Source organism: Acidovorax soli (assembly GCF_014207955.1).
Classification (GTDB): Bacteria; Pseudomonadota; Gammaproteobacteria; order Burkholderiales; family Burkholderiaceae_C; genus Acidovorax; species Acidovorax soli_A.
In genome coordinates, this window is the sequence record NZ_JACHLK010000012.1 from 70716 (window position 1) to 92363 (window position 21648).

The window sequence follows — 21648 nt, forward strand, 5'->3', positions numbered from 1 at the left end:
CCCCCTGGAGGCAATACCTTGCCTCCTCGCTCAGCGGACCTTCATCTCCGCAGTGCGAAACGATGGCAAAAGACCGTTGTGTCAGCCGTCAAGCCCGGGAGACTGTCCACTTCGGAGAGTCCCCCGGGCTTTCTCGTTTGTGGGCGGGTGTTTTGCCTTGGGTGCTGGCGCCTGCCATGGCTGAAAGCTGCATGCCGGCGGCCTGCTGCCGTGCCTGTGGGCCGGCCTGGATGGGCCCGGGTTGAACTGCCTCAAGCCATTGAATGGGGGCTTGCCGCATATATATAGATAATGGGGGCAATTCCCAGAGCGGGCACAGGCCCCGGGGAGACACCGCAACCCTGCAAGGCAGGGTGCAGATGCCCGCGCACCGGGTGGCCCTGGACAGGACTTCCCCCGAGGAATCCCCTCGCCAGGACGGCTGGTGGCCCGCCTGCACGAACCCGGTGAAAATAGCCCGTTTTCTGCCATGCACCTGCTGGGGGTTGGCGCAAGCCCTGGGGGCTTTGCGCGTCCACCCGGATGCAGGGATGGCCGTTCGTAATCCTTTGGATCCATGTTTCCATTTTTTTCCCGCAGCAAAATGTCCGACGCACCTGAAGTGAATCCGGCCCCGGCCAAAACCCAAGAGGCGCATCCCCTGGATGCACTGACCGGCGGCGCCTTCTCTGCCGCCACCTCGGGTGAGCGCGCCTCCCGCATCCGCGACTGGCTGGCCACCCAGCCGGCGCCCGAGCAGCTGCAGGAAGTGTTCAAGGAGCTGAGCGGCCGCGACAAGGGCGCCGCCCGCGCCGTGCGCGAGCGCCTCGACGAAATCCGCCGCGCCAAGGGCCAGGAGGCCATTGCCGCCGAGTGGGCCGAAAAGGCCCAGGCCCTGCTGGCTGCGCCCAAGCTCAACATTGCCGATGCCCTGGCTTGGCAGCGCGACGCGGCCAAGGCCGGCGCGCCGCTGTCGCGCGAGCCGCTGTCCCTGCTCAAGGTGCAGGTAGCCGACCGCGTGAAGGTCATCGAGGACCTGCAGCACCGCGTGCAGGTGCAGCGCGAAGCCGCCGTGCTGCTGGCGCAGCGCATCGAAGTGCTGTCCACCAAGCCCTGGCGTGATGCACAGGCCGCACTGGAGCTGCTGCGCGGCGACGTGGCGCGCTGGCAGGAGCAGGCCCAGGAGCTGACCGGTGATGCCAGCTGGGCCAGCGTGGAGGCGCGCTTCCCGCCGCTGCTCGATGCCTCGCGCACCCAGCTGCTGGTGGTGTGGGACGCCTTCCAGCCCGCGGTGGCCCAGGCAGCCGCTGCGGCCGAAGACGCCAATGCCCCGCTGCCGCCCGTGCCCGTGTGGGCCGATGAGCTGCGCGTGGCGCGTGGTTTGCCCACCGAGGCAGCCGCCGCAGCCGCGGCGACTGCACCGGGTGCGGCGGCCAAGCCCGCTCGCGCGCAGAACAAGCCCAAGGTCGACCCCGAGGTGCGCGAAAAGGCCGTGCAGGCCGTGCGCGAGGCCCTGGTGGTGCTCGAGAAGGAAACCGCCGAAGGCCACGGCAAGGCCAGTGCCGGTGCAGCCGCCGCCCTGCGCGCCGTGCTCAAGAACCATGGCAAGCACATCGATGCCGCGCTGGAGCAGCAGGTGCACACGGCCCTGGTGGCCGCTGGCGAGCTCGAAGGCTGGCAGCGCTGGGGCGCCGACCAGGTGCGCGAAGACCTCGTGGCCAAGGCCGAGGGCCTGCTCAACCGCCCCGAGGGCCAGGCCCTGGGTGGTCGCAAGATGCAGGAAACCCTGCGTGCCCTGCGCGAGCAATGGAAGCAGGCCGACCAGGGCGGTGCGCCCAACCACGGCCTGTGGAAGAAATTCGACGAAGCCTGCAACGCCGCGCACAAGGTGGTGGAGGGCTGGCTCGACAAGATCCGCGCCGATGCCGCCGAGCACAAGGCCCAGCGCCTGGCACTGATCGAAGAGGTCAAGGCCTGGACGCAGGAGCACGCCAACTCGGGTGACTGGAAGGCCATCAACCGTGCGCTCTACCAGTTCGGCGACCGCTGGCGCGAAGGTGGCCATGTGGGCGAGAAGATCTTTGCCGAATTGCAGCCGCTGTGGAAGCAGGCCATCGCTGCGGCCGGTGCTCCGCTGGACGCCGCGCAGAAAGACAGCCTGGCGCGCCGCCACGCGATGATCGACGAGGCCGTGGCGCTGGGCGCTGCGCCCGCCTTGCGCATCGATGCCGTCAAGGCGCTGCAGCAGCGCTGGCAGGCCGAAGCGCAGACCGTGCCGCTGGACCGCAAGCACGAGCAAAAGCTCTGGGATGCCTTCCGCAAGCCCATCGACGAGGCCTTCAACCGCAAGTCGGCCGACCGCGAAAAGGCGGCGACCGAACTGAGCGCGCGCGACCGTGTGGTGCTCGACGCCTCCAAGGCGCTCGAAGCCGCCAACGCCACGGGCGATGCGCAGCAGATCCGCGCCGCCGTGCAGGCCCTTGAAGCGGCCCTGCGTGGCCAGGCCCAGGCGGCGGAGGCGGCTGCAGCATCGGCTCCGAAGAGCGAACCGGTCGCTGCCGCACAGGCTGCCGATGCCGGCAGCGAGGCGCCGGCCGATGGCACGGCCGCCGAGGGCGAGGCTGCTGCGGCGGCGCCCGCTCCCGTGGCCCCGCCCAAGCCGGCTCGCCCCGTGGTGGCCGTGCGCGGCGACGACCGCCCCGGCATGAAGAAGGATGCGCCTGCGGCCCCGGGCCGGGGTGCGCGTCCGGGTGAACGCCGCGACGGTGGCCGGGGCGATGCGGGCCGTGGTGGTCCGCGTGATGGCCGTCCCGGCGATCGTGGTGGTGAGCGCGGCGGCCGTTTTGGTGACCGCGAGCGTCCAGCCTACGAAGACCGCGGTCCGCGCCTGGGCGATACGGCCTTCCGTGCCCAGCGCGATGCCATGGAGCACGCCCAACTGGCGCTCAAGAAGCTGGCGGCCCAGGCCCATGGCGAGGCCCTCACGCAACTGCTCTCGGCCTGGGAAAAGCGCGATGCCGCGCAGGTTCCGAGCGCCCAGGAGCTGGGCGGCCGCGTGACACCGGCAGTGCGCACCGCGTGGACGCAGGCCCTGTCGGCTGCGCCCAAGGGCGATGCGGCCGAAGCGCTGCTGCGCCTGGAAATGGCGGCCGAGGTGCCCACGCCGGCCGAGCACATTGCTGCGCGCCGCCTGCTGCAGCTGCAGCTGCTCACGCGCCGCAACGACCCTGCGCCTGAGCAGACCTGGGGCCAGGATGCGGCCAAGGTGCTGGCCAGCGGCAGCGATGCGGCCACGGCCCGCCGTCTGCAGAACGTGCTGAAGAACCTGCTGCGCAAGTAAGGAGCGATGGGGTGCAGGGCTGCGGCCCTGTGCCGCATCTGCATGACAACGCGCCTTCGCGTGCGCGCCCCCGGGCGCGGCTGCGAAGGCGCGTTGTTTTTTGGGCGATGGGCGTGCAGGCTGTGTGTGCTGCAGTGGGCGCGGGCGCATGGCCGCACTGGCTGGTGGAGTCTGAGGGGAGGCCGAAAACAAAAAAGCCGTTGCGAATGCAACGGCTTTTTATGTGTTTGGTGCCCAGGAGAGGACTCGAACCTCCACGATGTTACTCGCTAGTACCTGAAACTAGTGCGTCTACCAATTCCGCCACCTGGGCTTTCAGATCAGATTTGAATTATAGAACGTTTTTTGGGGTCGCCAGGAAATTTGCCAACTTTTTTGAAAATTGTTGGAAGGCGGCACGGGATCGCCTGATGGCCGTGGCGCCGATCACGGGGATGCATGCGGTGCGTGGAGGGTGCCGGGAGGCAAGCGGTGTGGGGCGGTGTGTTGCCCGCTCCGGCGCACTGCGAAGATGTGGTGCGGCGCGTGTGCGGAAAACAAAAAAGCCGCTGTGGACACAGCGGCTTTTTCAATATTTCGAAAACCATCACTGGTTCTCGTTAAACTTGGTGCCCAGGAGAGGACTCGAACCTCCACGATGTTACTCGCTAGTACCTGAAACTAGTGCGTCTACCAATTCCGCCACCTGGGCATTTCAGGAAAGACTCAGATTGTATATCAAAAAAACCACCCCCAGCACTTCGTCTGCACATTTGTCGGATGAAATTGAAGGAAGCGTGCAGGGGCACCGTGATGGCCATGGTTTCGTCGTGCGTGATGACGGCGAAGGCGACATCTATATCCCCCCCAACGAAATGCGTGCCGTGCTGCACAAGGACCGTGTGCGCGTGCGCATCGTGCGCCAGGACCGCCGCGGCCGTCCCGAAGGCCGCGTGGTCGAGATCATCGAGCGCCCGCCCCAGCCCATCATCGGCCGGCTGCTGCAGGAAAGCGGTGTCTGGCTCGTCGCACCCGAAGACAAGCGCTACGGCCAGGACGTGCTGATCCCCAAGGGCGCCACCGGCGCTGCCAAGCCTGGCCAGGTGGTCGTGGTTGAACTCACCGAGCCGCCGGCCCTGTTCGGCCAGCCCGTGGGCCGCATCACCGAGGTGCTGGGCGAGGTCGACGACCCCGGCATGGAGATCGAGATCGCGGTGCGCAAGTACGGCGTGCCGCACGAGTTCTCGGCCGAGTGCCTGGCGCAGGCCAAGGCCCTGCCCGACAAGGTGCGTGCGCAGGACAAGAAGCGCCGCGTGGACTTGACCGACGTGCCCCTGGTCACCATCGATGGCGAGGACGCGCGCGACTTCGACGACGCCGTGTACTGCGAGCCCGCACGCGTGGGCCGCGGCAAGGGCTGGCGCCTGCTGGTGGCCATTGCCGACGTGAGCCACTATGTGGAGACTGGCAGCGCCATCGACATCGACGCCTACGACCGCGCCACCAGCGTGTACTTCCCGCGCCGCGTGATCCCCATGCTGCCCGAGAAGCTGTCCAACGGCCTGTGCTCGCTCAACCCCGAGGTGGAGCGCCTGTGCATGGTCTGCGACATGCTGGTCACGGCCAAGGGCGAGGTGCATGCCTACCAGTTCTACCCTGCCGTGATGTTCAGCCATGCGCGCTTCACCTACACCGAGGTGGCGGCCATCCTGGCCAATACGCGCGGGCCCGAGGCGAGCAAGCGCAAGGAGCGCGTCAAGGACCTGCTCAACCTGCACGACGTGTACCGCGCGCTGCTGGTGGCGCGCGGCCAGCGCGGCGCGGTGGACTTCGAGACCACCGAGACCCAGATCATCTGCGACGAGAACGGCCGCATCGAGAAGATCGTGCCGCGCACGCGCAACGACGCACACAAGCTCATCGAGGAGGCCATGCTGGCCGCCAACGTGTGCAGCGCCGACTTCATCGCCCAGGGCGGCCAGCCCGGCCTGTTCCGCGTGCACGAAGGCCCCACGCCCGAGAAACAGGAGATCCTGCGCAACTACCTCAAGGCCATGGGCGTGGGCATGAGCATTGGCGACGATCCCAAGCCCGGCGAGTTCCAGGCGATTGCCGAGGCCACCAAGGACCGGCCCGACGCCCAGCAGATCCACACCATGCTGCTGCGCTCCATGCAGCAGGCCATCTACACGCCCATCAACAGTGGCCACTTCGGCCTGGCGTTCGAAGCCTATACCCATTTCACCAGCCCCATCCGGCGCTATCCGGACCTGCTGGTGCACCGCGTGATCAAGGCCATCCTGGGTAAGACGCAGTACAAGCTGCCCTCGCTGCCCACGCCGGGCGAGGCCCACGCCAAGCTGGCCAAGCGCCTGGCCTCGCGCGTGGCGGCGCCCGGCATGAAGCCGCGCAAGGATGTCAAGCCGCCCAGCCGTGAGACCCAGGCCTGGGAGGCCGCAGGCCTGCACTGCAGCGCCAACGAACGCCGCGCCGACGAGGCCAGCCGCGACGTGGAGGCCTGGCTCAAGTGCAAGTACATGCGCGAACACCTGGGCGAGGAATACAGCGGCGTGGTCAGCGCTGCGACCAGCTTCGGCATCTTCGTCACGCTCGATGCCATGTACGTCGAGGGCCTGGTGCACATCACCGAACTGGGCGGCGAGTACTTCAAGTTTGACGAGGCGCGCCAGGAGCTGCGCGGCGAGCGCACGGGCATCCGCTACGCTATCGGCGCACGCGTGCGTGTGCAGGTGAGCCGCGTGGACCTCGACGGCCGCAGGATCGACTTCCGCCTGGTGCGCGAAGGCGAAGAGCTGGTGGGCCGGGCGCTCAAGGACAAGGGCGTGCCCCAGGATGGCCACGGGGGCTCCGGCAAGGGTCCGCGCAAAGGGGGCGGCGGCAGTGGCCGCTCCAAGGCGAAAGCGGCAGATGCATCGGCCACCGAGATGGCATCGCTCACGCGCGAGCGTGCGGCGCGCTCGCCGATCCAGGAGCTCAAGGCCTCGGTGAAAAAGGCCGCCGCCAAGGGCAAGGCGGGCAGCAAGGGGCGCAAGCCGCGCCGCGGCTGAGTCGTTCGCGGCCGAGCCCCGCCCTGGGGGGGGCTCGGCATGCCACCGCCGTCCGGTTGCGCGGGCGGGGTGGCTTTTCGCTTCATCCCGTGTGGGACCCTCCGACGGGTTCGAACGGCAAACCGGCATATTGCTCTGCCAGTGCCAGCTGTGCTGCGGGGCTGCTGCGCAGGTACTCCAGCTCGTGCTCCTGGGCCCGCTGGTCGAAGGCTGTGCTGTCGGGAAAACGGTGCAGCAGGTTGGTCAGGTACCAGGAGGTGCGCACCGAGGCCCAGACACGGCGCAAGGCCATGTCGCTGTAGCCATCGAGCAGGTCCGATGAGCCGGTGCCGTAGAAGTGGGCCAGCGCCCGCGAGAGGTAGAACACGTCCGACACGGCCAGGTTGAGCCCCTTGGCCCCGGTGGGCGGGACGATGTGCGCCGCATCGCCCGCGAGGAACAGCTGGCCGTGGCGCATCGGCTCGGCGACATAGCTGCGCAGGGGGGGCGAGCGATTTCTCGATCGACGGACCGGTGGCGATGCGCTCGGCCAGCTCGCGCGGGTAGCGGGCCTTGAGTTCGTTCCAGAAGCGCTCGTCCGGCCAGTCCTCGGTGCGCGTGTCCAGTGGCACCTGCAGGTAGTAGCGGCTCAGTGTGGGGCTGCGCATGGAGGCGAGCGCAAAACCGCGCGGATGGTTGGCGTAGACGATGTCCGGCAGCGGTGGTGTCTCCGAGAGAATGCCCAGCCAGCCAAAGGGATAGACCTTTTCGAATTCGCGCAGAACACTTGCCGGGATGGCCTTGCGCGATACGCCATGGAACCCGTCGCAACCCGCGATGAACTGGCAGTCCAGGCGCTGCGGTTGCCCCGCATGCACGAAGCTGACGTACGGGTGTGCGCTTGCCACGCCATGCAGTGCCACGTCCATCGCCTCGTGGACGACGCGGGCCGAACGGGCGTCGCAGGCCGCGTGCAGGTCTTCCTGGATCTGCGTCTGCCCATAGGCCACGAAGCGTTTGCCCAGGTGCTTGCGCACGTCGATGAAGAAGCTCTCACGGCCGGCCCAGGCGACCTGCATTCCGTCGTGCGCATGGCCCTCGCGGTCCATGCGTTCGCCCAGGCCGCAACGGCGCAGCAGATCGACCGTGCCCTGCTCCAGCACACCGGCGCGGATGCGCGACTGGACCTGCGCGCGGCTGCGGTGCTCCAGCACCACGCTGTCCACTCCCGCCTGGTGCAGCAGATGGGACAGGAGCAGGCCTGCGGGGCCGCCGCCGATGATGGCCACTTGTGTTTTCATGATGATTGGTTTTACAGAAGGGTTGCGGGGCGGCGACATGCACGCCTGCTGTGCAAATCTAAGAAAAGCACCGTCTGCGCAGAAGCCAGGGCAGGCTTATAGTGATCAGGATTTCTTATCAAATGACCCATGACGCTGCAGCAGTTGAAGGCCTTTTTGGCGGTGGTCGAATGCGGGAGCTTCCGGGCCGCGTCGCGCCGGCTCGGCATGTCCCAGGCGGGCTTGACCATGAGCCTGAAGGCGCTGGAGGCCGCGCTGGGCGTGCCCTTGCTGCGCCGGTCCGTGCAGGGCGCCGTGTTGACGGAGCAGGGCGAGCGGCTGCTGCCCCGCGCCCGGCTGATCACGCGCGAGGCCGGCAAGGCCCAGGAGGATGCCCTGCAGGCCCTGCATGCCGAGGCGGGCCACCTGGCGGTCGGCCTGGGGCCCACGCCGGCTGCCGTGCTGCTCCCCCTCGTGGTGCCGGAGTTCCATCGCCGGTTTCCGGCGGTGCAACTGCGCCTGTTCAGCGGCTTCTACGAGCAGTTGCTGCCCGAGCTGCAGCAGGCACGCATCCAGCTGGCGGTGACCGCTGTGCCCGATGGTGGCGTGGCTGCGGGCTTCGAAGTGCGACGGCTGTTCCGCAGTGCGCTGGTGGTGATCGCCCGGCGCGGCCATCCGCTGGCGCAGGCACGCAGCCTCCAGGCCCTGCAGGGGCAGGAGTGGGTGCTGCTGGGGCCGCCGGGCGGGCCCGGGGGCACCGTGCTGCGTTTCCATGCGGAGCAGGGCCTGCCCATGCCCCGGGTGGCGGCCACCTGCGAGTCCTTTTCGCACCTGGCGCCCTTGCTGGGCGGCACCAACTGGCTGGCCATGGTGCCCGCCGCCATGGTGGATGGCCAATTGCTGGGCGATGGCATGGTGGCCCTGGCCATTGACGAGCATCCCCCCAGCTTCGACAACTGCCTGATCTACCGCGCAGATACCCCGCTCGCGGGCGTGGCCGACACCTTTGCCGGGATGTGCCAGTCGTTCGCGCGCGTGCTGACCGGCGGTGCCAGCGATGCGGTCATCGGGCAGGCCAGGGGTGTGCGCCCCTGAGTCTGCTGCCGGCCCTTCTTCACGGCGCTGCCTGGGCCTGGGAGGCGCCCAGGGGCCTTTGCTGCGACAGGAAGCCCAGGTAGCGCTGTGCGGTATCGCCCGGGGCCTCCATCATGGGCAGGTGGCCGATGCCTGGCAGGGGCTCGATGCGTGCGCCCGGCAGCAGGCCGGCGAGCGTGCGGGCTCCCGAGATGTCGAAGACCCGGTCCTGTTCGCCCCACAGCGCCAGCGTGGGCTGCGGCAGGCCTTGGGCCAGGCGCCGCTGCAGCAGGTACCGGTCCTTGAGCTGCGCGTCCCACAGCCGCGCGTTGGAGGCCGCGTTGCGGGTGGCGGCCTGCTCGCTGGCGTGCAGGATGGGGTAGGGCAGGAACGGACGTTTCTCGAAGACCAGGCCCATCATGGCCTCGAACGCGGGGGCATCGGGGGCCACCAGCGGGCGCTGCCCGGCGTCGATGAGCTCGTCCATGCGGCTCGGCCGGGGCGAGCGCAGGCCGTGGGGCGCGCCAATGAAGGCCACGCTCGCCACCCGTTCGGGGTGCTCGCGCGCCAGCAGCGCGGCGATGGTGCCGCCCATGGAGTTGCCGGCCAGGTGGGCCTGCCCGATGCCCCAGGCGTCCATGAGTGCAAGCAGCCGCGCGGTATGGGCCGCATAGTCGTAGGGCAGGGAGTCGTCGCGCGTGCTCTCGCCAAAGCCGGGAATGTCCGGCACGATCACGCGGTGGGTGGCCGTGAGCGGGCGGGCAAAATCCGCCCAGTGGTCCTTCTCGGCAAAAATGCCGTGCAGCAGGATGACGGGAAGCCGGTTGCCGGCGGGCGCCGCGCTGTCCAGGTAGTGCACTTCGTGTCCGGGGATCCGGACCGTGTGGGCGGAGAGGCCCGACAACTGGCGGTTCAGTCCCAGCAGGGCTTGCTGGAACGGCTGGGGTGCAGCGTAGTAGAGGAGGGTGGTGGCCAAGGCGATGGCCGCTGCGGTGACAACAAGGATGCGCTTCAAGAACAGGTCTCCGGTGCGTGGGGATCGTTGAAGGCTACCGGGAGCATGGTGTGAAGACTTGCATGTTTGGGCTATGCCGGCGCACAGCAGGCTGACCCTGGGTGGGGACCGGGCCCTGTATGTCGGCAACCTGCCGCCCACGGGCTGGCATGGCCATGCGGCGCCGGTGCTGCTGATCGGCCTGTCGGGCCGCTTCGCCCTGCACCTTGCGGGCGGCCGGGTGGAACACTGCCACAGCGCCCTGGTCGATGCGGGCGTGCAGCACCTGCTGGACCCCTGTGGCGAACAGGTGGCGCTGATGTACCTGGAACCCGATTCGCGCGAGGCGCGCAGCCTGCGCCAGCCCTTTGCCGTGCACGGCGGCGTGATCCCGGACGTGGCCATCCCCGTGCGCGGGCGCAGCACCATGGAGGCCTACCTGCGCGAGTTCGATCTGCCCGCGCTGCTGCGGCTGCGCTGCGACCCCGGCAGGCCGCTTGATGCGCGTGTGCAGCGCAGCCTGCAACTGCTGCGCCAGCCGGGCGAGGCGCGGCTCGGGCGCGAGGCGCTGGCAGCGGGTGTGCAGTTGTCGGCCTCGCGCTTCAACCACCTGTTCAGCGCCGAGATGGGCGTCAGCCTGCGCAGCTACCGGGTCTGGTCGCAGGTGCGCTTGGCCATGGCCGGGCTGGCCACCAGCCCGCGCCTCACGGATGCGGCGCTGCATGGCGCGTTCTCGGATTCGGCCCACTTCAGCCGCATGTTCCGCCAGACCTTCGGCATGACGCCGTCGAGTGTGCTCAAGCCGCTGAAGGAGGTGGTGCTGGTGCGGTGAGCGTTCTGTCTCAGGCGCTCAGGCGCCGTGCCAGCGCACTGGCCGTGAGGGCCTGGCCCGCAGGCCAATGGTCCGCCGCCAGCCCGTGGGCGTAGACGGCTTCGCTGGCCGCACGCAGTGCGCTCGCGCCCGCGGCCAGGCGCGCGCCGACCATGCCGGCCAGCACATCGCCCGTGCCGGCCGTGGCCAGCAGGCCATTGCCCGTGGGGTTGATGGCGGGCACGCGGTCGGCGGCACTCACCACGGTGCCCGAGCCCTTGAGCACGGCCACACAGTTGAATTGCGCCGCCAGTTGCTGGGCCGCATCGAGCCGGTCGGCCTGCACCTCGGCGGTCGTCAGGCCCAGCAGGCGCGCCGCCTCCAGCGGGTGCGGTGTCAGCACCGTGGGCTGGCCATGCTGGCCACGCGCCACCACCAGCGCGTGCAGCGCGGCATCGCGCGCGATGAGGTTCAGGGCATCGGCATCGAGCACCAGGCGCGCGGCATGCGCGATCACCTCGCGCAGCACGCTGCCCACGGCTTCGCCGCCGCCGCAGCCGCACACCACGGTGAGCCCCTGCAGCTCCAGCGCGGCAAAGCGGCGCAGCATCAGCTCGGGTTGCTGCAGGTCCACCTCCAGGTGGCCGGCATCCAGCAGCGCCACCAGCACGCGGCCCGCGCCCTGGTGCAGCGCGGCCGAGGCCGCCAGCAGCGCCGCCCCGCCCATGCCCATGCCGCGCTGGGCCAGGCCTTCGCCGCCCACCACGGCCACATCGCCATGGCTGCCCTTGTGGCTGGCGTGCAGGCGCGCTGCAGCCAGGGGCGGGCCGCTGAGCCAGGCGTTCGGAGGCTCGTGGCCGGGCGACACGCCCAGGTCATCCAGCCAGACGCAGCCCGCCGCATCGCGGCCGGCAGCGGTGAACAGGCCGGGCTTGAGCGTGAGCAGGCTCAGCGTGTGGCGCGGCGAGGGGGCGAGGTGCAAAGGGGGCTCGGGCACCAGGCCTGCGCCGAACTGGCCGGTGTCCGCATCCAGGCCCGAGGGCAGGTCCACTGCCAGCACCGGGGCCGGGCTGGCCTGCAGCTGGCGCAGGCAGGCCAGCAGACGCTCGTTGGGTGCGCGCGGCGCTGTGCCTTGTGCCGCGGCGGTGATGCCGATGCCCAGCAGGGCATCGATGCACAGGTCCGCTGCGGTCAGGCCATCGGGCGCGGCGTCGGCCCATTCCACGCCAGCGGCCAGGGCCCGCTCCCACGACTGGCGCGCGTCGGGCGGCGCGCTCTCGGGCATGCCCAGCCAGGTCACCACCACGCGGCGCCCGGCCAGGCGCAGGTGCATGGCGGCCTCCAGCCCGTCGCCGCCGTTGTTGCCTGCGCCGCAGGCGATCCACACCGTGCGCGCATGGGGCGCCAGGGCCTGTGCTAACTGCGCCACGGCCAGGCCGGCGCGCCGCATCAGCGTGTGCGGCGGCAGGGCCGCGGCGGCCTCGCGCTCGATGCGGCGCGTGGCGGCGGTATGGTGCAGGGCATGGGGGCGCTCGGGGGTGATGCGGTGCATGCACCCATTGTGCGCCGTCAGCGCCTGCGCCGGGGGGCATGCGTGTCCGATGGCACCACGTGGCCGTACAGCTCCTCGCTGCGCTCGCGCAGCAGGCCGAGCACGCGCTGTGTGGCCGGTGACAGGTAGCCCGTGCGCCGGTGCGTCACGCCCAGCATGCGGCGCAGCGTGGTGGCGGGCAGGGCGACCTCGCGCAGCGCGGCGCCGCGCTCCAGTGCCAGGGTGTGGCGCGAGACGAAAGTCAGCAGTTCGGTGCGCGCCACCATGCGCGGCAGCAGCGCGATGGAGCCGCTTTCGAGCCGCACCTCGGGCGTGGGCAGCCCGCGTGCGCTGAAGGCCAGGTCCAGCCACTGGCGGCTGGGGATGTGGGCGCTGGGCAGGGCCCAGCCGTAGTCGAGCAGGGTGCGTTGCTCCAGTTTGCGCCGGCGGAACACCGGGTGCGTGCGTGCAGCGGCGACCACCACCACGTCTTCCACCAGGCCGTGCGATTCGAGCCCGGGGTCACCATCCACGGCCAGGCCCACCAGCAGGTCGAGCCGGCCCTGGCGCAGCTGGGCGCGCAGCTCGGCGCTCGGCCCCACCACCACGTCGATGCGCACGCGCGGCGCCTCGGCCAGCACGGCGCGGCACAGCTCGGGCACCAGGTGCTCGGCCGCGATAGGCCCGCTGCCCAGCGTGACCTGGCCGGCGGCGCCCTCGGCGAAATCGCGCACCTCGCGCACCAGCTCGTCGCTGGCCGAGCGCAGCAGGCTGCAGCGCGCCAGCAGCACCTCGCCCACGCGGGTGAGGCGGATGCCCCGGCCCGCGCGCTCGAACAGCGGGCTGCCGACCAGCTCTTCCAGCCGCTGGATGCATTTGGTCAGCGCGGGCTGCGAGCGGCCCACGGCCTCGGCCGCACGCCCCAGGTGGCCCAGCCGCGCCACGGTCTCGAAGAAGCGAAGGTCGCGCAGGTGCAGGTCCATCAATTCATATCCCAAAGTGATGATTCGATGATCATTATCGAATGGACGGAATGAATGGCGTTTTCCAGAATCGCGCTCCATGACCTTCCAGATCTTCGTGACCGCGCCCCGCCTGGCACCTGCCGGCCTGGCGCTGCTGCAGCAGCAGGGCTGCAGCGTGCACTTCCTCGACGACGCCAACAGCAGCGCCGAGGTACTGGCCCGCATGGCGGCCACGCCCTTCGATGCCGTGGTCTCGCGCACCGTGGACCTGCCGGCCGCCGCCATTGCCGCCTGCCCCAGCCTGCGCGTGATCTCCAAGCACGGCGTGGGCGTGAGCAACATCGCGGTGGAGGCGGCCACGCGCCAGGGCGTGCCGGTGTACGTGACCCCGGGCGCCAATGCCGCCTCGGTGGCGGAGCTCACCATCGGCCTCATGCTGTCCGCAGCCCGGCGCATCGTGCGTCTGGACGGCGAGCTGCGCGCCGGCCGCTGGACGCGCGCGCAGGACGGCCTGCAACTGGCCGGCCGCCGCCTGGGTCTGCTGGGCTTTGGCCAGGTGGGCCAGCGCGTGGCGCGCGTGGCCCAGGCCTTGGGCATGCAGGTGCATGCCTTCGACCCGGCGCTGCAGGGCCCATCGCCTGTGCCCGGCGTGCAATTGCATGGCGCGCTGGCGCCGCTGCTGGCGGTGAGCGATGTGCTCAGCCTGCATGTGCCTCTGAACGCTGCCACGCGCGGCCTGATCGATGGTGCGACGCTGGACCAACTGCCCCCTGGCGCGCTGCTGGTGAACACCGCGCGCGGCGAGGTGGTGGACGAGGCTGCCCTCATCGCCCGCCTGGCCGACGGCCGCCTGGCCGGGGCGGGCCTGGACACCATGGCCACCGAGCCGCTGCCTGCCGGCCACGCGCTGGCGCAATTGCCCACGGTGGTGCTCACCCCGCATGTGGGCGGCTCCACCGCCGCCGCGCTCGACGCCATGGCCGAAGGCGCTGCGCGCAACGTGCTGGGCTACCTGCAAGGCCAGCCGCCCGATGTGCGCAGCTGCGTCAATCCCCAAGTCCTTTCCACCCTTTCCCTTCCCGTGTGACCGACATGACTCTCGACTCCACCTCTCCCTGGCCTCCTGGCTATGCCGTGCGCCCCCGCGTCCAGGCCATCGACGCCGAACTCGTGGCCGCCTTCCGCTCCGTGCCCGCGGCCCATGCCAGCGACTGCCTGGGCCGCAGCGTGGGCGCGCTGGGCCTGGCGGCCTACCACGGCGACCTCAAGCTCACGCTGTGCGGGCCGGCCATCACGGTGCGCGTGCGCCCGGGTGACAACCTGATGATCCATGTGGCGCTGCAGATGGCGCAGCCCGGCGATGTGATCGTGATCGACGGCGCAGGCGACCCCACGCAGGCGCTGATCGGCGGGCTCATGCGCACCACGGCCGTGGCCCGCGGCATTGCCGGCTTCGTGGTGGATGGCGCCATCCGCGACCTGGTGGAGTGGGCCGAGGGCGGCTTGGCCGCCTATGCCCGCAGCCACACGCACCGCGGCCCCAGCAAGGACGGCCCGGGCGAGGTCAATGTGCCGATCGCCTGCGCGGGCATGAGCGTGGCGCCCGGCGACCTGATCCTGGGTGATGCCGACGGCGTGCTCTGCGTGCCCGCCGCCCAGGCCGTCGCCCTGCTGCCCCTGGTGCGTGCCCACGCGGCGCGCGAAGACAAGATCCGCGCCGGCAACCAGGCCGGAACGCCCGACCCCGAGCGCTTCAATGCCCTGCTGCGCCAGAAGGGTTGCCCGGTCTGAGATCCGATCCAACGACAACAAGGAGACAAAGCATGCAACGACGTGATTTCCTGGCAGCCACTGCGGCCGCCGCTGTTCTGGGCTCCGCCCGGGCCCAGGGCTACCCGGCGCGGCCGCTGCGCTTCGTGGTGCCGTTCCCGCCCGGAGGCGGCACCGACACCACGGCGCGCCTGATCGCCGAGAAATTCAGTTCCCTGTTGGGCTGGACGGTGGTGATCGACAACAAGCCCGGCGCGGGCGGCAACATCGGCCTGGACTTCGTGGCCAAAGCCCCCGCGGATGGCTACACCATTGGCATGGGACAGGCGGCCAATCTGGCCATCAACCCCTCGCTGTACCCGAAGATGCCGTTCGACCCGCTCAAGGACCTCACGCCCATTGTCTCGGTGGCCGACCAGCCCGTGGTGCTGGTAGTGCGCGCCGAGTCGCCGTTCAAGACCCTGGAGGACCTGGTGAAGGCTGCCAAGGCGCAGCCTGGCAAGGTCGGCGTGGCACAGGCCGGCAACGGCACGGTGGGCCATCTGGCCGGTGAACTGCTGGAGCGGCGCGCGGGCGTCGAGCTGCTGCAGGTGCCCTACAAGGGCGCGGGCCCGGCCATGACCGACCTGCTGGGCGGCCAGGTGCAGGCCTATTTCGGCAACACCGTCTCGGTGATGGGGCGGCTGGCGGACGGCAAGGCCCGCGCGCTGGCCGTGAGTTCGGCGCGTCGCATCGGCGCCTTGCCCAAGGTGCCGACGGTGGCCGAGCAGGGCTATGCGGGCTTTGACGCCACCACCTGGCTGGGCCTGGTGGGGCCGGCCGGCATGCCGGCCGATGCCGTGGCGCGCATCAATGCCGAGGCGCAGAAGATCCTGGCCCGCGCCGACGTGAAGGAAAAGCTCGCGCAGGAAGGCAGTGAACCCACGCCGGGCACGCCGCAGCAGTTTGCCGCCCACATCAAGGCCGAGCATGCCAAATGGGGCGCGTTGATCCGCGAAGCCAACATCCGCATCGAATGACGGGGCATCCATGACCGCCACCCAGACCCTGGCCGCGTCGGCGCCCTCGGGCGGTTCGCGCACGGTGGCGGCCGGCACGCCGCGCCGCCTGCGGCCCATTCTCTCGCTGGAGGATTTCGAGCCCGCTGCACGCTGTCTGCTGCCGCGCCCGGTGTTCGGCTACGTGGCCGGCGGATGCGAGACCGATGCCTCGCTGTCCGGCAACCGCAGCGCGTTTGCGGACTATGGCTTCGTGCCGCGCGTGCTGCAGGGCGTGGCCGGGCGCAGCCAGGCCACCACGCTGTGGGGGCACACCTGGGCCTCGCCCTTCGGCATCGCGCCCATGGGCATGTGCGCGCTGGCCGCCTACCAGGGCGACCTGGCACTGGCGCAGGCCGCGAAAGAGGCGGGCATTCCCATGGTCTGCAGCGGCACCGCGCTGACCACGCTGGAGGCGGTGCGCCAGGCCCATCCGGACGCCTGGTTCCAGGCCTATGTGCCGGGCGAGGTGGCGCGCATCGAGGCACTGCTCGAGCGCGTGGCGCGTGCGGGCTACGGCACGCTGGTGGTCACGGCCGATACCGCCGTGTCGGGCAACCGCGAGAACCATGTGCGTGTGGGCTTTTCCAGCCCGCTGCGGCCCAGCCTGTCGCTGGCCTGGCAGGGGGTGTCGCACCCGCGCTGGCTGTTGGGCAGCTTTGCGCGCACCTTGCTGCGCCACGGCATGCCGCATTTCGAGAACTCGCAGGCCACGCGCGGGGCTCCCATCCTCTCGCGCGATGCGGTGCGCGACTTCGGCGCGCGCGACCACCTGGGCTGGGAGCACCTGCGCCTGATCCGCCGGCGGTGGGCCGGGCGCCTGGTGGTCAAGGGCATCCTCAGCGTGCCCGATGCCCAGGCCGCGCGCGACTGCGGAGCCGATGGCATCATCGTCTCCAACCATGGTGGGCGCCAGCTCGATGGCGCGGTCTCGCCGCTGCGTGTGCTGCCGCAGATCGTGGCGGCCGTGCCCGAACTGCCGGTGATGATGGACAGCGGTGTGCGCCGGGGCAGCGATGTGCTCAAGGCCCTGGCTCTGGGCGCCCGCTTCGTGTTCGTGGGCCGGCCTTTTCTGTATGCGGCCGCGGTGGCAGGCCAGACCGGTGTGCGGCATGGCATCGACCTGCTGCAGCAGGAGATCCATCGCAACATGGCCTTGCTGGGTGCGCGGGGCCTGGAGGATCTGCGCGACGGGCGCGTGGTGCCGCTCTAGAACCTGCGCATGCCCAGCCCGGAAAGCTCCACGGCCGGGCTGCGTTGCGCCACCAGGTCGGCGATCACGCGCGCGCTGCCGCTGGCCAGTGCAAAGCCGCCGCTACCGTGGCCGGTGTTGAGCCACAGGCCCGGGATGCCGCTGGCGCCGATCATGGGCGCGCCATCGGGCAGCATGGTGCGCGCGCCGCGCCAGGCCTGAACGCCCGTGGAGAGCTGGGCACCGCCCGGGAACCAGTCGTTGAGCGTGCGGTACAGGCGTGCCAGCGTGGGGGCGTGGTGTTCGGCATCGGCGCTGCCCAGCTCGGCCCCGCCGGCCACGCGCACACGCAGGCCCAGGCGGGTGATGCTGATCTGCTGCTGCACGTCGACCACGCTGGCCTGCGGGGCGTGCGTGTCCTCGCGCAGCGGCGCGCTGATGGAGTAGCCGTACACCGCGGTCAGGGGCAGCGGCAGTCCGATGGCCGGCAGCAGTGCGGCCGAAGCCATGCCCGCGCACAGCACCACGGCATCGAAGCGGTGGGTGGCGGGGTCGCCCTGCAGCACCACACCCATGGGGCTGGCGGACAGGCGCTGCACGCGCGTGCCGAAGGCGAAGTGAACACCCCCGGCCTGCGTGCCCTGGCGCAGCAGTTGGGCGAACAGGCGGCAGTTGCCCGATGCGGCGCCGGGCAGCGCAATGGCGCCGGCCAGCGGCGTCTCGGGGCACAGGCCGGGTTCCATCTTCTGTGCGGCGGCGGCATCGATCTCTTGCACCGCCACGCCGGCATCGCGCAGGCATTGCAGCAGGGGCTGCAGCGGGGCGCGGTCTTGCTCGTTGCGCAGGAGCAGCAGGCGCCCGGGCGTGCCCTCGAAGTCGAGTTCGTGCTCGGCCGCGATCTCCAGCGTGCGCTCCAGGCTGTACTGGGCCAGGCGCTCCAGTGCGGTGGCGGGGCCGGGGCCGCGCCTGGCCAGGCGTTTCCAGTGCCACAGCCAGGCGACATCGGCCCGGCCGAAGCCCTGGGCCAGGCGCACGCTCGATTGGGCGCCCATGAGCCGCGGGGCGGGTGCCATGCCCGGCAGGGACCAGGGGGTGGGCAACACGGGGGCCAGCAGGCCGGCGGCGGCAAAGCTGGCATCTTCGGCGGCGGCGTTGCGCTGCTCGAAGACGGTGACCTCATGGCCGTCACGGGCCAGTTCATATGCAGTGGTGACGCCGATGATGCCGGCGCCCACGATGGCGATCTTCATGAATGGGAGTATGGATGGCGTTTGCTGCTTTGCAGCAAACGGCCACTGTTATTTTTCTTGCAGTGCCTTCTCGATGCACAGGCCGGCGTTCAGCACGCCATCGTCGTGCAGCGCTCCATGCCAGACCATCAGGCCGACCGGGAGTTCCCCTTGCACATGGCAGGGCAGTGACAGGGCGCAGCCGTCCAGCAGGTTCACCAGGCTGGTGTTGCGCAGCAGCAGGGTGTTGACGCGGAAGAATTCTTCATCGCGCTCGGCACCCGGCGCCACACTGGCGATGGTGGGTGCCGTGATCGGCACGGTGGGGGAGAGCAGGGCGTCGTAGCCGTCGATGGCCGCGTGCATGCGCTGCTGCCAGGCGCGGCGCATGCCGATGAGGGCGATGTACTCCCAGGCCGCGAGCGAGGCGCCCTTGTCGATGCGGGCGCGCACCCGGGGGTCGTACTGGGAGCCCTTGGCGGCCAGCAACTCGCGGTGCCAGGCATAGGCTTCGGGGGGCGAGAAGCCGTAGGACGGCTGCTCGGCCGCCTCGGGCAGGGCGATGGTGTCGATGCGCGCGCCGGCACGGCGCAAGCTCTCCACGGTACGCTCGAAGGCCTTGGCCACCGTGGCATCCATGCTATCCAGGAACAAGGTGGTGGGCACGGCGAGCCGGTAGCCGGCCAGCGGGGCGGGGCTGCGCGTGACGCGCGTGGCCGACAGCAGTTCGTGCACCACGATGGCATCGCGCACGCTGCGCGTCATGGCGCAGGCGGTGTCCAGGGTGGTCGACAGCGGCACGGCCCCCGTGGTGGGCACCAGGCGCTGGGTGCTCTTGAAGCCCACGATCCCATTGAGGGCCGCCGGGATGCGGATGGAGCCGCCCGTGTCCGAGCCCAGGCCCACGAAGGCGGCGCCTGTGGCCACCGAGACAGCTGCGCCCGACGAGGAGCCGCCCGGCACGCGGGCCTCCCCAGGCAGGGCGCCGAAGCGCCCGTCAAAGGCGGCGGGTGTGCCGAAGTGGGGGTTCACCCCCACGCCGGAGAAGGCGAACTCGACCATGTTCGTGCGGCCGATGAGGCTGGCGCCGGCCGCGCGCAGGCGGGCCACGGCCGGGCTGTCCTGCGCTGCCGGGGCGCTGCCGGCCAGCGCGGTGGAGCCCGCAGTGCTGGTCTGGCCCGCGATGTCGAACAGGTCCTTGACCGAGACCGCCAGGCCGGCCAGCGGGCTCTGGCCGATGCCGGGCTGCACCGCGGTGGTGCGCGCCTGGTCGAAATGGGTTTGCAGAAAAGCGTGGGTGTTCGCCGGCGCCTGGGCAGCAGCGATGCAGCGGTCGAGTTCTGCGGCCGGGGTGCTGGCGCCTGTCCGCACGGCCGAGCGGGTTTCCAGAAGGTCGGAGAGCATGGGTGTGCTAGAATCCTTGGGTTTTGCTGGGAGCAGTAGCGCTTTGTGCGTGGCCGCTTGGTGCAAAACCAATCGCAAACCAGCCCTGTCAAGGTGTTGCGGCGCTCGTGGGAAACACGGCGTTGCAAATTCAGGGGCTGATTTTAGACCTAACCTTTGGAGTATTTTTATGTCCGTTACCATGCGCGAAATGCTGGAAGCCGGTGTCCACTTCGGCCACCAAACCCGCTTCTGGAACCCCAAGATGGCCCCCTACATCTTCGGCCATCGCAACAAGATCCACATCATCAACCTGGAAAAGTCGCTGCCACTGTTCCAGGAAGCCCAGAAGTTCGCCAAGCAACTGGCTGCCAACCGCGGCACCATCCTGATGGTCGGCACGAAGCGCCAGGCCCGCGAAATCCTGGCCACCGAAGCGCAACGCGCTGGCGTGCCTTTCGTCGACCAGCGCTGGCTGGGCGGCATGCTGACGAACTTCAAGACCGTGAAGACCTCGATCAAGCGCCTGAAGGACATGAAGGCCCAGCTGGAAACCGGCCTGGACAGCCTGAGCAAGAAGGAACAGCTCACGTTCACCCGTGAGATCGAGAAGCTCGAGAAGGACATCGGCGGCATCCAGGACATGGCTGCCCTGCCCGACGCCATCTTCATCATCGACGTGGGCTTCCACAAGATCGCTGTTGCCGAAGCCAAGAAGCTCGGTATTCCGCTGATCGGCGTGGTCGACACGAACCACTCGCCCGAAGGCATCGACTACGTGATCCCCGGCAACGATGACTCGGCCAAGGCAGTGACGCTGTACGCCCGTGGCATCGCCGACGCGATCATCGAAGGCCGTGCCAACGCAGTGAACGAAGTCGTCAAGGCCGCCTCTGGCGAGAACAGCGACGAATTCGTGGAAGTGCAAGAAGCCGCTGCCTGATAGCCCGGCTGCGCGATCCGTCGCGAACAAAAGCGGGGCTCTGTTGGCCCCCTTTTTTTTAGCCCGAATCTGAACCACTGAACTGAACACCGAAGGAATAAAGATGGCTGCAATTACCGCAAGCATGGTTGCTGAACTGCGTGGCAAGACCGACGCTCCGATGATGGAATGCAAGAAGGCCCTGACGGAAGCCGACGGCGACATGGCCAAGGCCGAAGAGCTGCTGCGCGTCAAGCTGGGCACCAAGGCCGGCAAGGCCGCTTCGCGCATCACCGCCGAAGGCGTGGTTGCCAGCTTCATCAGCGGCACCACCGGCGCCCTGGTCGAAGTGAACAGCGAAACCGACTTCGTGAGCAAGAACGACAGCTTCATCGCACTGGCCAAGGCCGCTGCCGAGCTGGTCGCCAAGCACAACCCCGCCAGCGTGGAAGCCCTGGGTGCCCTGGCCTACGAGCAAGACGGCTTCGGCCCCACGCTGGAAGACGTGCGCAAGGGCCTGATCGGCAAGATCGGCGAGAACATGTCCTTCCGCCGCTTCAAGTACTTCGGCGGCAGCAACAAGCTGGCGGCCTACCTGCACGGCACGCGCATCGGCGTGGTCGTCGAGTTCGACGGCGACGAAACGGCTGCCAAGGACGTTGCCATGCACGTGGCCGCCATGAAGCCCGTGGCCCTGACCGCTGCCGACGTGCCTGCCGACCTGATCGAGAAGGAGCGTTCGGTCGCCGCTGCCAAGGCAGCCGAGGACAAGGCCAAGGCCGAAGCCGAAGGCAAGCCCGTGCAGTCCGACGAGATCGTGACCAAGCGCATCGAAGGCGGCGTGCAGAAGTACCTCAAGGAAGTCTCGCTGTTCAACCAGGTCTTCGTGAAGGCTGCAGACGGCAAGCAGACCGTCGAGCAGATGCTCAAGGCCACCAACACCACCGTCAAGGGCTTCACCCTGTACGTGGTGGGCGAAGGCATCGAGAAGAAGGTCGACGACTTCGCGGCCGAAGTGGCCGCCCAGGTGGCTGCCGCCAAGGCCGCCGCCTGATCGCCGCCGTTTCCTGCAACCACCCCACCAAAGCCCAGAACCACCTACCGGAGAAATTTCC

Annotated in this window: 15 protein-coding genes, 2 tRNA genes and 1 pseudogene; 10 read left to right on the top strand and 8 right to left on the bottom strand. The window is 69.6% G+C overall.

Annotation, left to right across the window (positions count from 1 at the left end; genetic code table 11):
- Nucleotides 1–556 precede the first annotated feature (556 nt).
- Nucleotides 557–3319: a DUF349 domain-containing protein gene (locus tag HNP48_RS24980; RefSeq protein WP_184862213.1), complete on the top strand. Its 2763-nt coding sequence runs from the start codon at nt 557–559 to the stop codon at nt 3317–3319.
- Between the two features lie 228 nt (nt 3320–3547).
- Here HNP48_RS24980 and HNP48_RS24985 read toward each other — a convergent pair.
- Both HNP48_RS24985 and HNP48_RS24990 read right to left on the bottom strand, forming a co-directional pair.
- A tRNA-Leu gene (locus HNP48_RS24985) sits at nt 3548–3632 on the bottom strand.
- A gap of 293 nt (nt 3633–3925) precedes the next feature.
- Nucleotides 3926–4010: transfer RNA gene (locus HNP48_RS24990), tRNA-Leu, on the bottom strand.
- A gap of 19 nt (nt 4011–4029) precedes the next feature.
- Between HNP48_RS24990 and rnr the strand changes: the two genes are divergently transcribed.
- Nucleotides 4030–6366, top strand: a complete 2337-nt coding sequence (gene rnr / locus HNP48_RS24995; RefSeq protein ID WP_184862215.1) for a ribonuclease R — start codon at nt 4030–4032, stop codon at nt 6364–6366.
- Nucleotides 6367–6448: 82 nt separating this feature from the next.
- On the opposite strand, the pseudogene pobA reads toward rnr, so the two are convergent.
- Nucleotides 6449–7646, bottom strand: a pseudogene (gene pobA, locus HNP48_RS35855) (4-hydroxybenzoate 3-monooxygenase).
- Between the two features lie 129 nt (nt 7647–7775).
- On the opposite strand from pobA, the gene HNP48_RS25005 reads away from it, so the two are divergent.
- Complete coding sequence (locus tag HNP48_RS25005) at nt 7776–8720, top strand: LysR substrate-binding domain-containing protein (protein WP_184862217.1); 945 nt, start codon at nt 7776–7778, stop codon at nt 8718–8720.
- 19 nt (nt 8721–8739) lie between these two features.
- Here the strand turns inward: HNP48_RS25005 and HNP48_RS25010 are convergent, their stop codons facing one another.
- Entirely contained in the window at nt 8740–9714 is a 975-nt protein-coding gene (locus HNP48_RS25010) for an alpha/beta fold hydrolase (protein WP_184862219.1), read from the bottom strand.
- A 73-nt stretch (nt 9715–9787) separates the two neighbouring features.
- Between HNP48_RS25010 and HNP48_RS25015 the strand changes: the two genes are divergently transcribed.
- Nucleotides 9788–10525: an AraC family transcriptional regulator gene (locus HNP48_RS25015; RefSeq protein ID WP_184862221.1), complete on the top strand. Its 738-nt coding sequence runs from the start codon at nt 9788–9790 to the stop codon at nt 10523–10525.
- 10 nt (nt 10526–10535) lie between these two features.
- On the opposite strand, the gene HNP48_RS25020 is transcribed toward HNP48_RS25015, so the two are convergent.
- The gene (locus tag HNP48_RS25020) at nt 10536–12056 is read right to left on the bottom strand and encodes an NAD(P)H-hydrate dehydratase (protein WP_184862223.1); all 1521 of its coding nucleotides are present in this window, start codon (nt 12054–12056) and stop codon (nt 10536–10538) included.
- Between the two features lie 17 nt (nt 12057–12073).
- On the bottom strand, nt 12074–13018 hold the full coding sequence (locus HNP48_RS25025; RefSeq protein WP_184862225.1) for a LysR substrate-binding domain-containing protein: 945 nt from the start codon (nt 13016–13018) through the stop codon (nt 12074–12076).
- Between the two features lie 79 nt (nt 13019–13097).
- Between HNP48_RS25025 and HNP48_RS25030 the strand changes: the two genes are divergently transcribed.
- The 4 genes from HNP48_RS25030 to HNP48_RS25045 are packed head-to-tail and all read left to right on the top strand — an operon-like array spanning nt 13098 to nt 17020.
- Complete coding sequence (locus HNP48_RS25030) at nt 13098–14087, top strand: hydroxyacid dehydrogenase (protein WP_184862227.1); 990 nt, start codon at nt 13098–13100, stop codon at nt 14085–14087.
- Between the two features lie 5 nt (nt 14088–14092).
- Entirely contained in the window at nt 14093–14791 is a 699-nt protein-coding gene (locus HNP48_RS25035) for an RraA family protein (RefSeq protein ID WP_184862229.1), read from the top strand.
- 32 nt (nt 14792–14823) lie between these two features.
- Complete coding sequence (locus HNP48_RS25040) at nt 14824–15789, top strand: tripartite tricarboxylate transporter substrate binding protein (protein WP_184862231.1); 966 nt, start codon at nt 14824–14826, stop codon at nt 15787–15789.
- A gap of 10 nt (nt 15790–15799) precedes the next feature.
- Nucleotides 15800–17020: an alpha-hydroxy acid oxidase gene (locus HNP48_RS25045; RefSeq protein ID WP_184862233.1), complete on the top strand. Its 1221-nt coding sequence runs from the start codon at nt 15800–15802 to the stop codon at nt 17018–17020.
- Here the strand turns inward: HNP48_RS25045 and HNP48_RS25050 are convergent.
- Nucleotides 17017–18249 (bottom strand): FAD-dependent oxidoreductase, encoded by a 1233-nt coding sequence (locus HNP48_RS25050; RefSeq protein WP_184862235.1) that lies wholly within the window; start codon nt 18247–18249, stop codon nt 17017–17019. The two genes, HNP48_RS25045 and HNP48_RS25050, sit on opposite strands and share 4 nt — an antisense overlap.
- 48 nt (nt 18250–18297) lie before the next feature.
- Nucleotides 18298–19632 carry an amidase gene (locus HNP48_RS25055; RefSeq protein WP_184862237.1) on the bottom strand — a complete coding sequence of 445 codons (1335 nt, stop codon included), beginning with the start codon at nt 19630–19632 and terminating at the stop codon, nt 18298–18300.
- Between the two features lie 169 nt (nt 19633–19801).
- Here HNP48_RS25055 and rpsB point away from each other — a divergent pair, with 169 nt between their 5' ends.
- Complete coding sequence (gene rpsB / locus HNP48_RS25060; protein ID WP_184862239.1) at nt 19802–20554, top strand: 30S ribosomal protein S2; 753 nt, start codon at nt 19802–19804, stop codon at nt 20552–20554.
- A gap of 103 nt (nt 20555–20657) precedes the next feature.
- Nucleotides 20658–21587 carry a translation elongation factor Ts gene (gene tsf, locus HNP48_RS25065; RefSeq protein ID WP_184862241.1) on the top strand — a complete coding sequence of 310 codons (930 nt, stop codon included), beginning with the start codon at nt 20658–20660 and terminating at the stop codon, nt 21585–21587.
- The last annotated feature ends 61 nt before the right edge of the window (nt 21588–21648 follow it).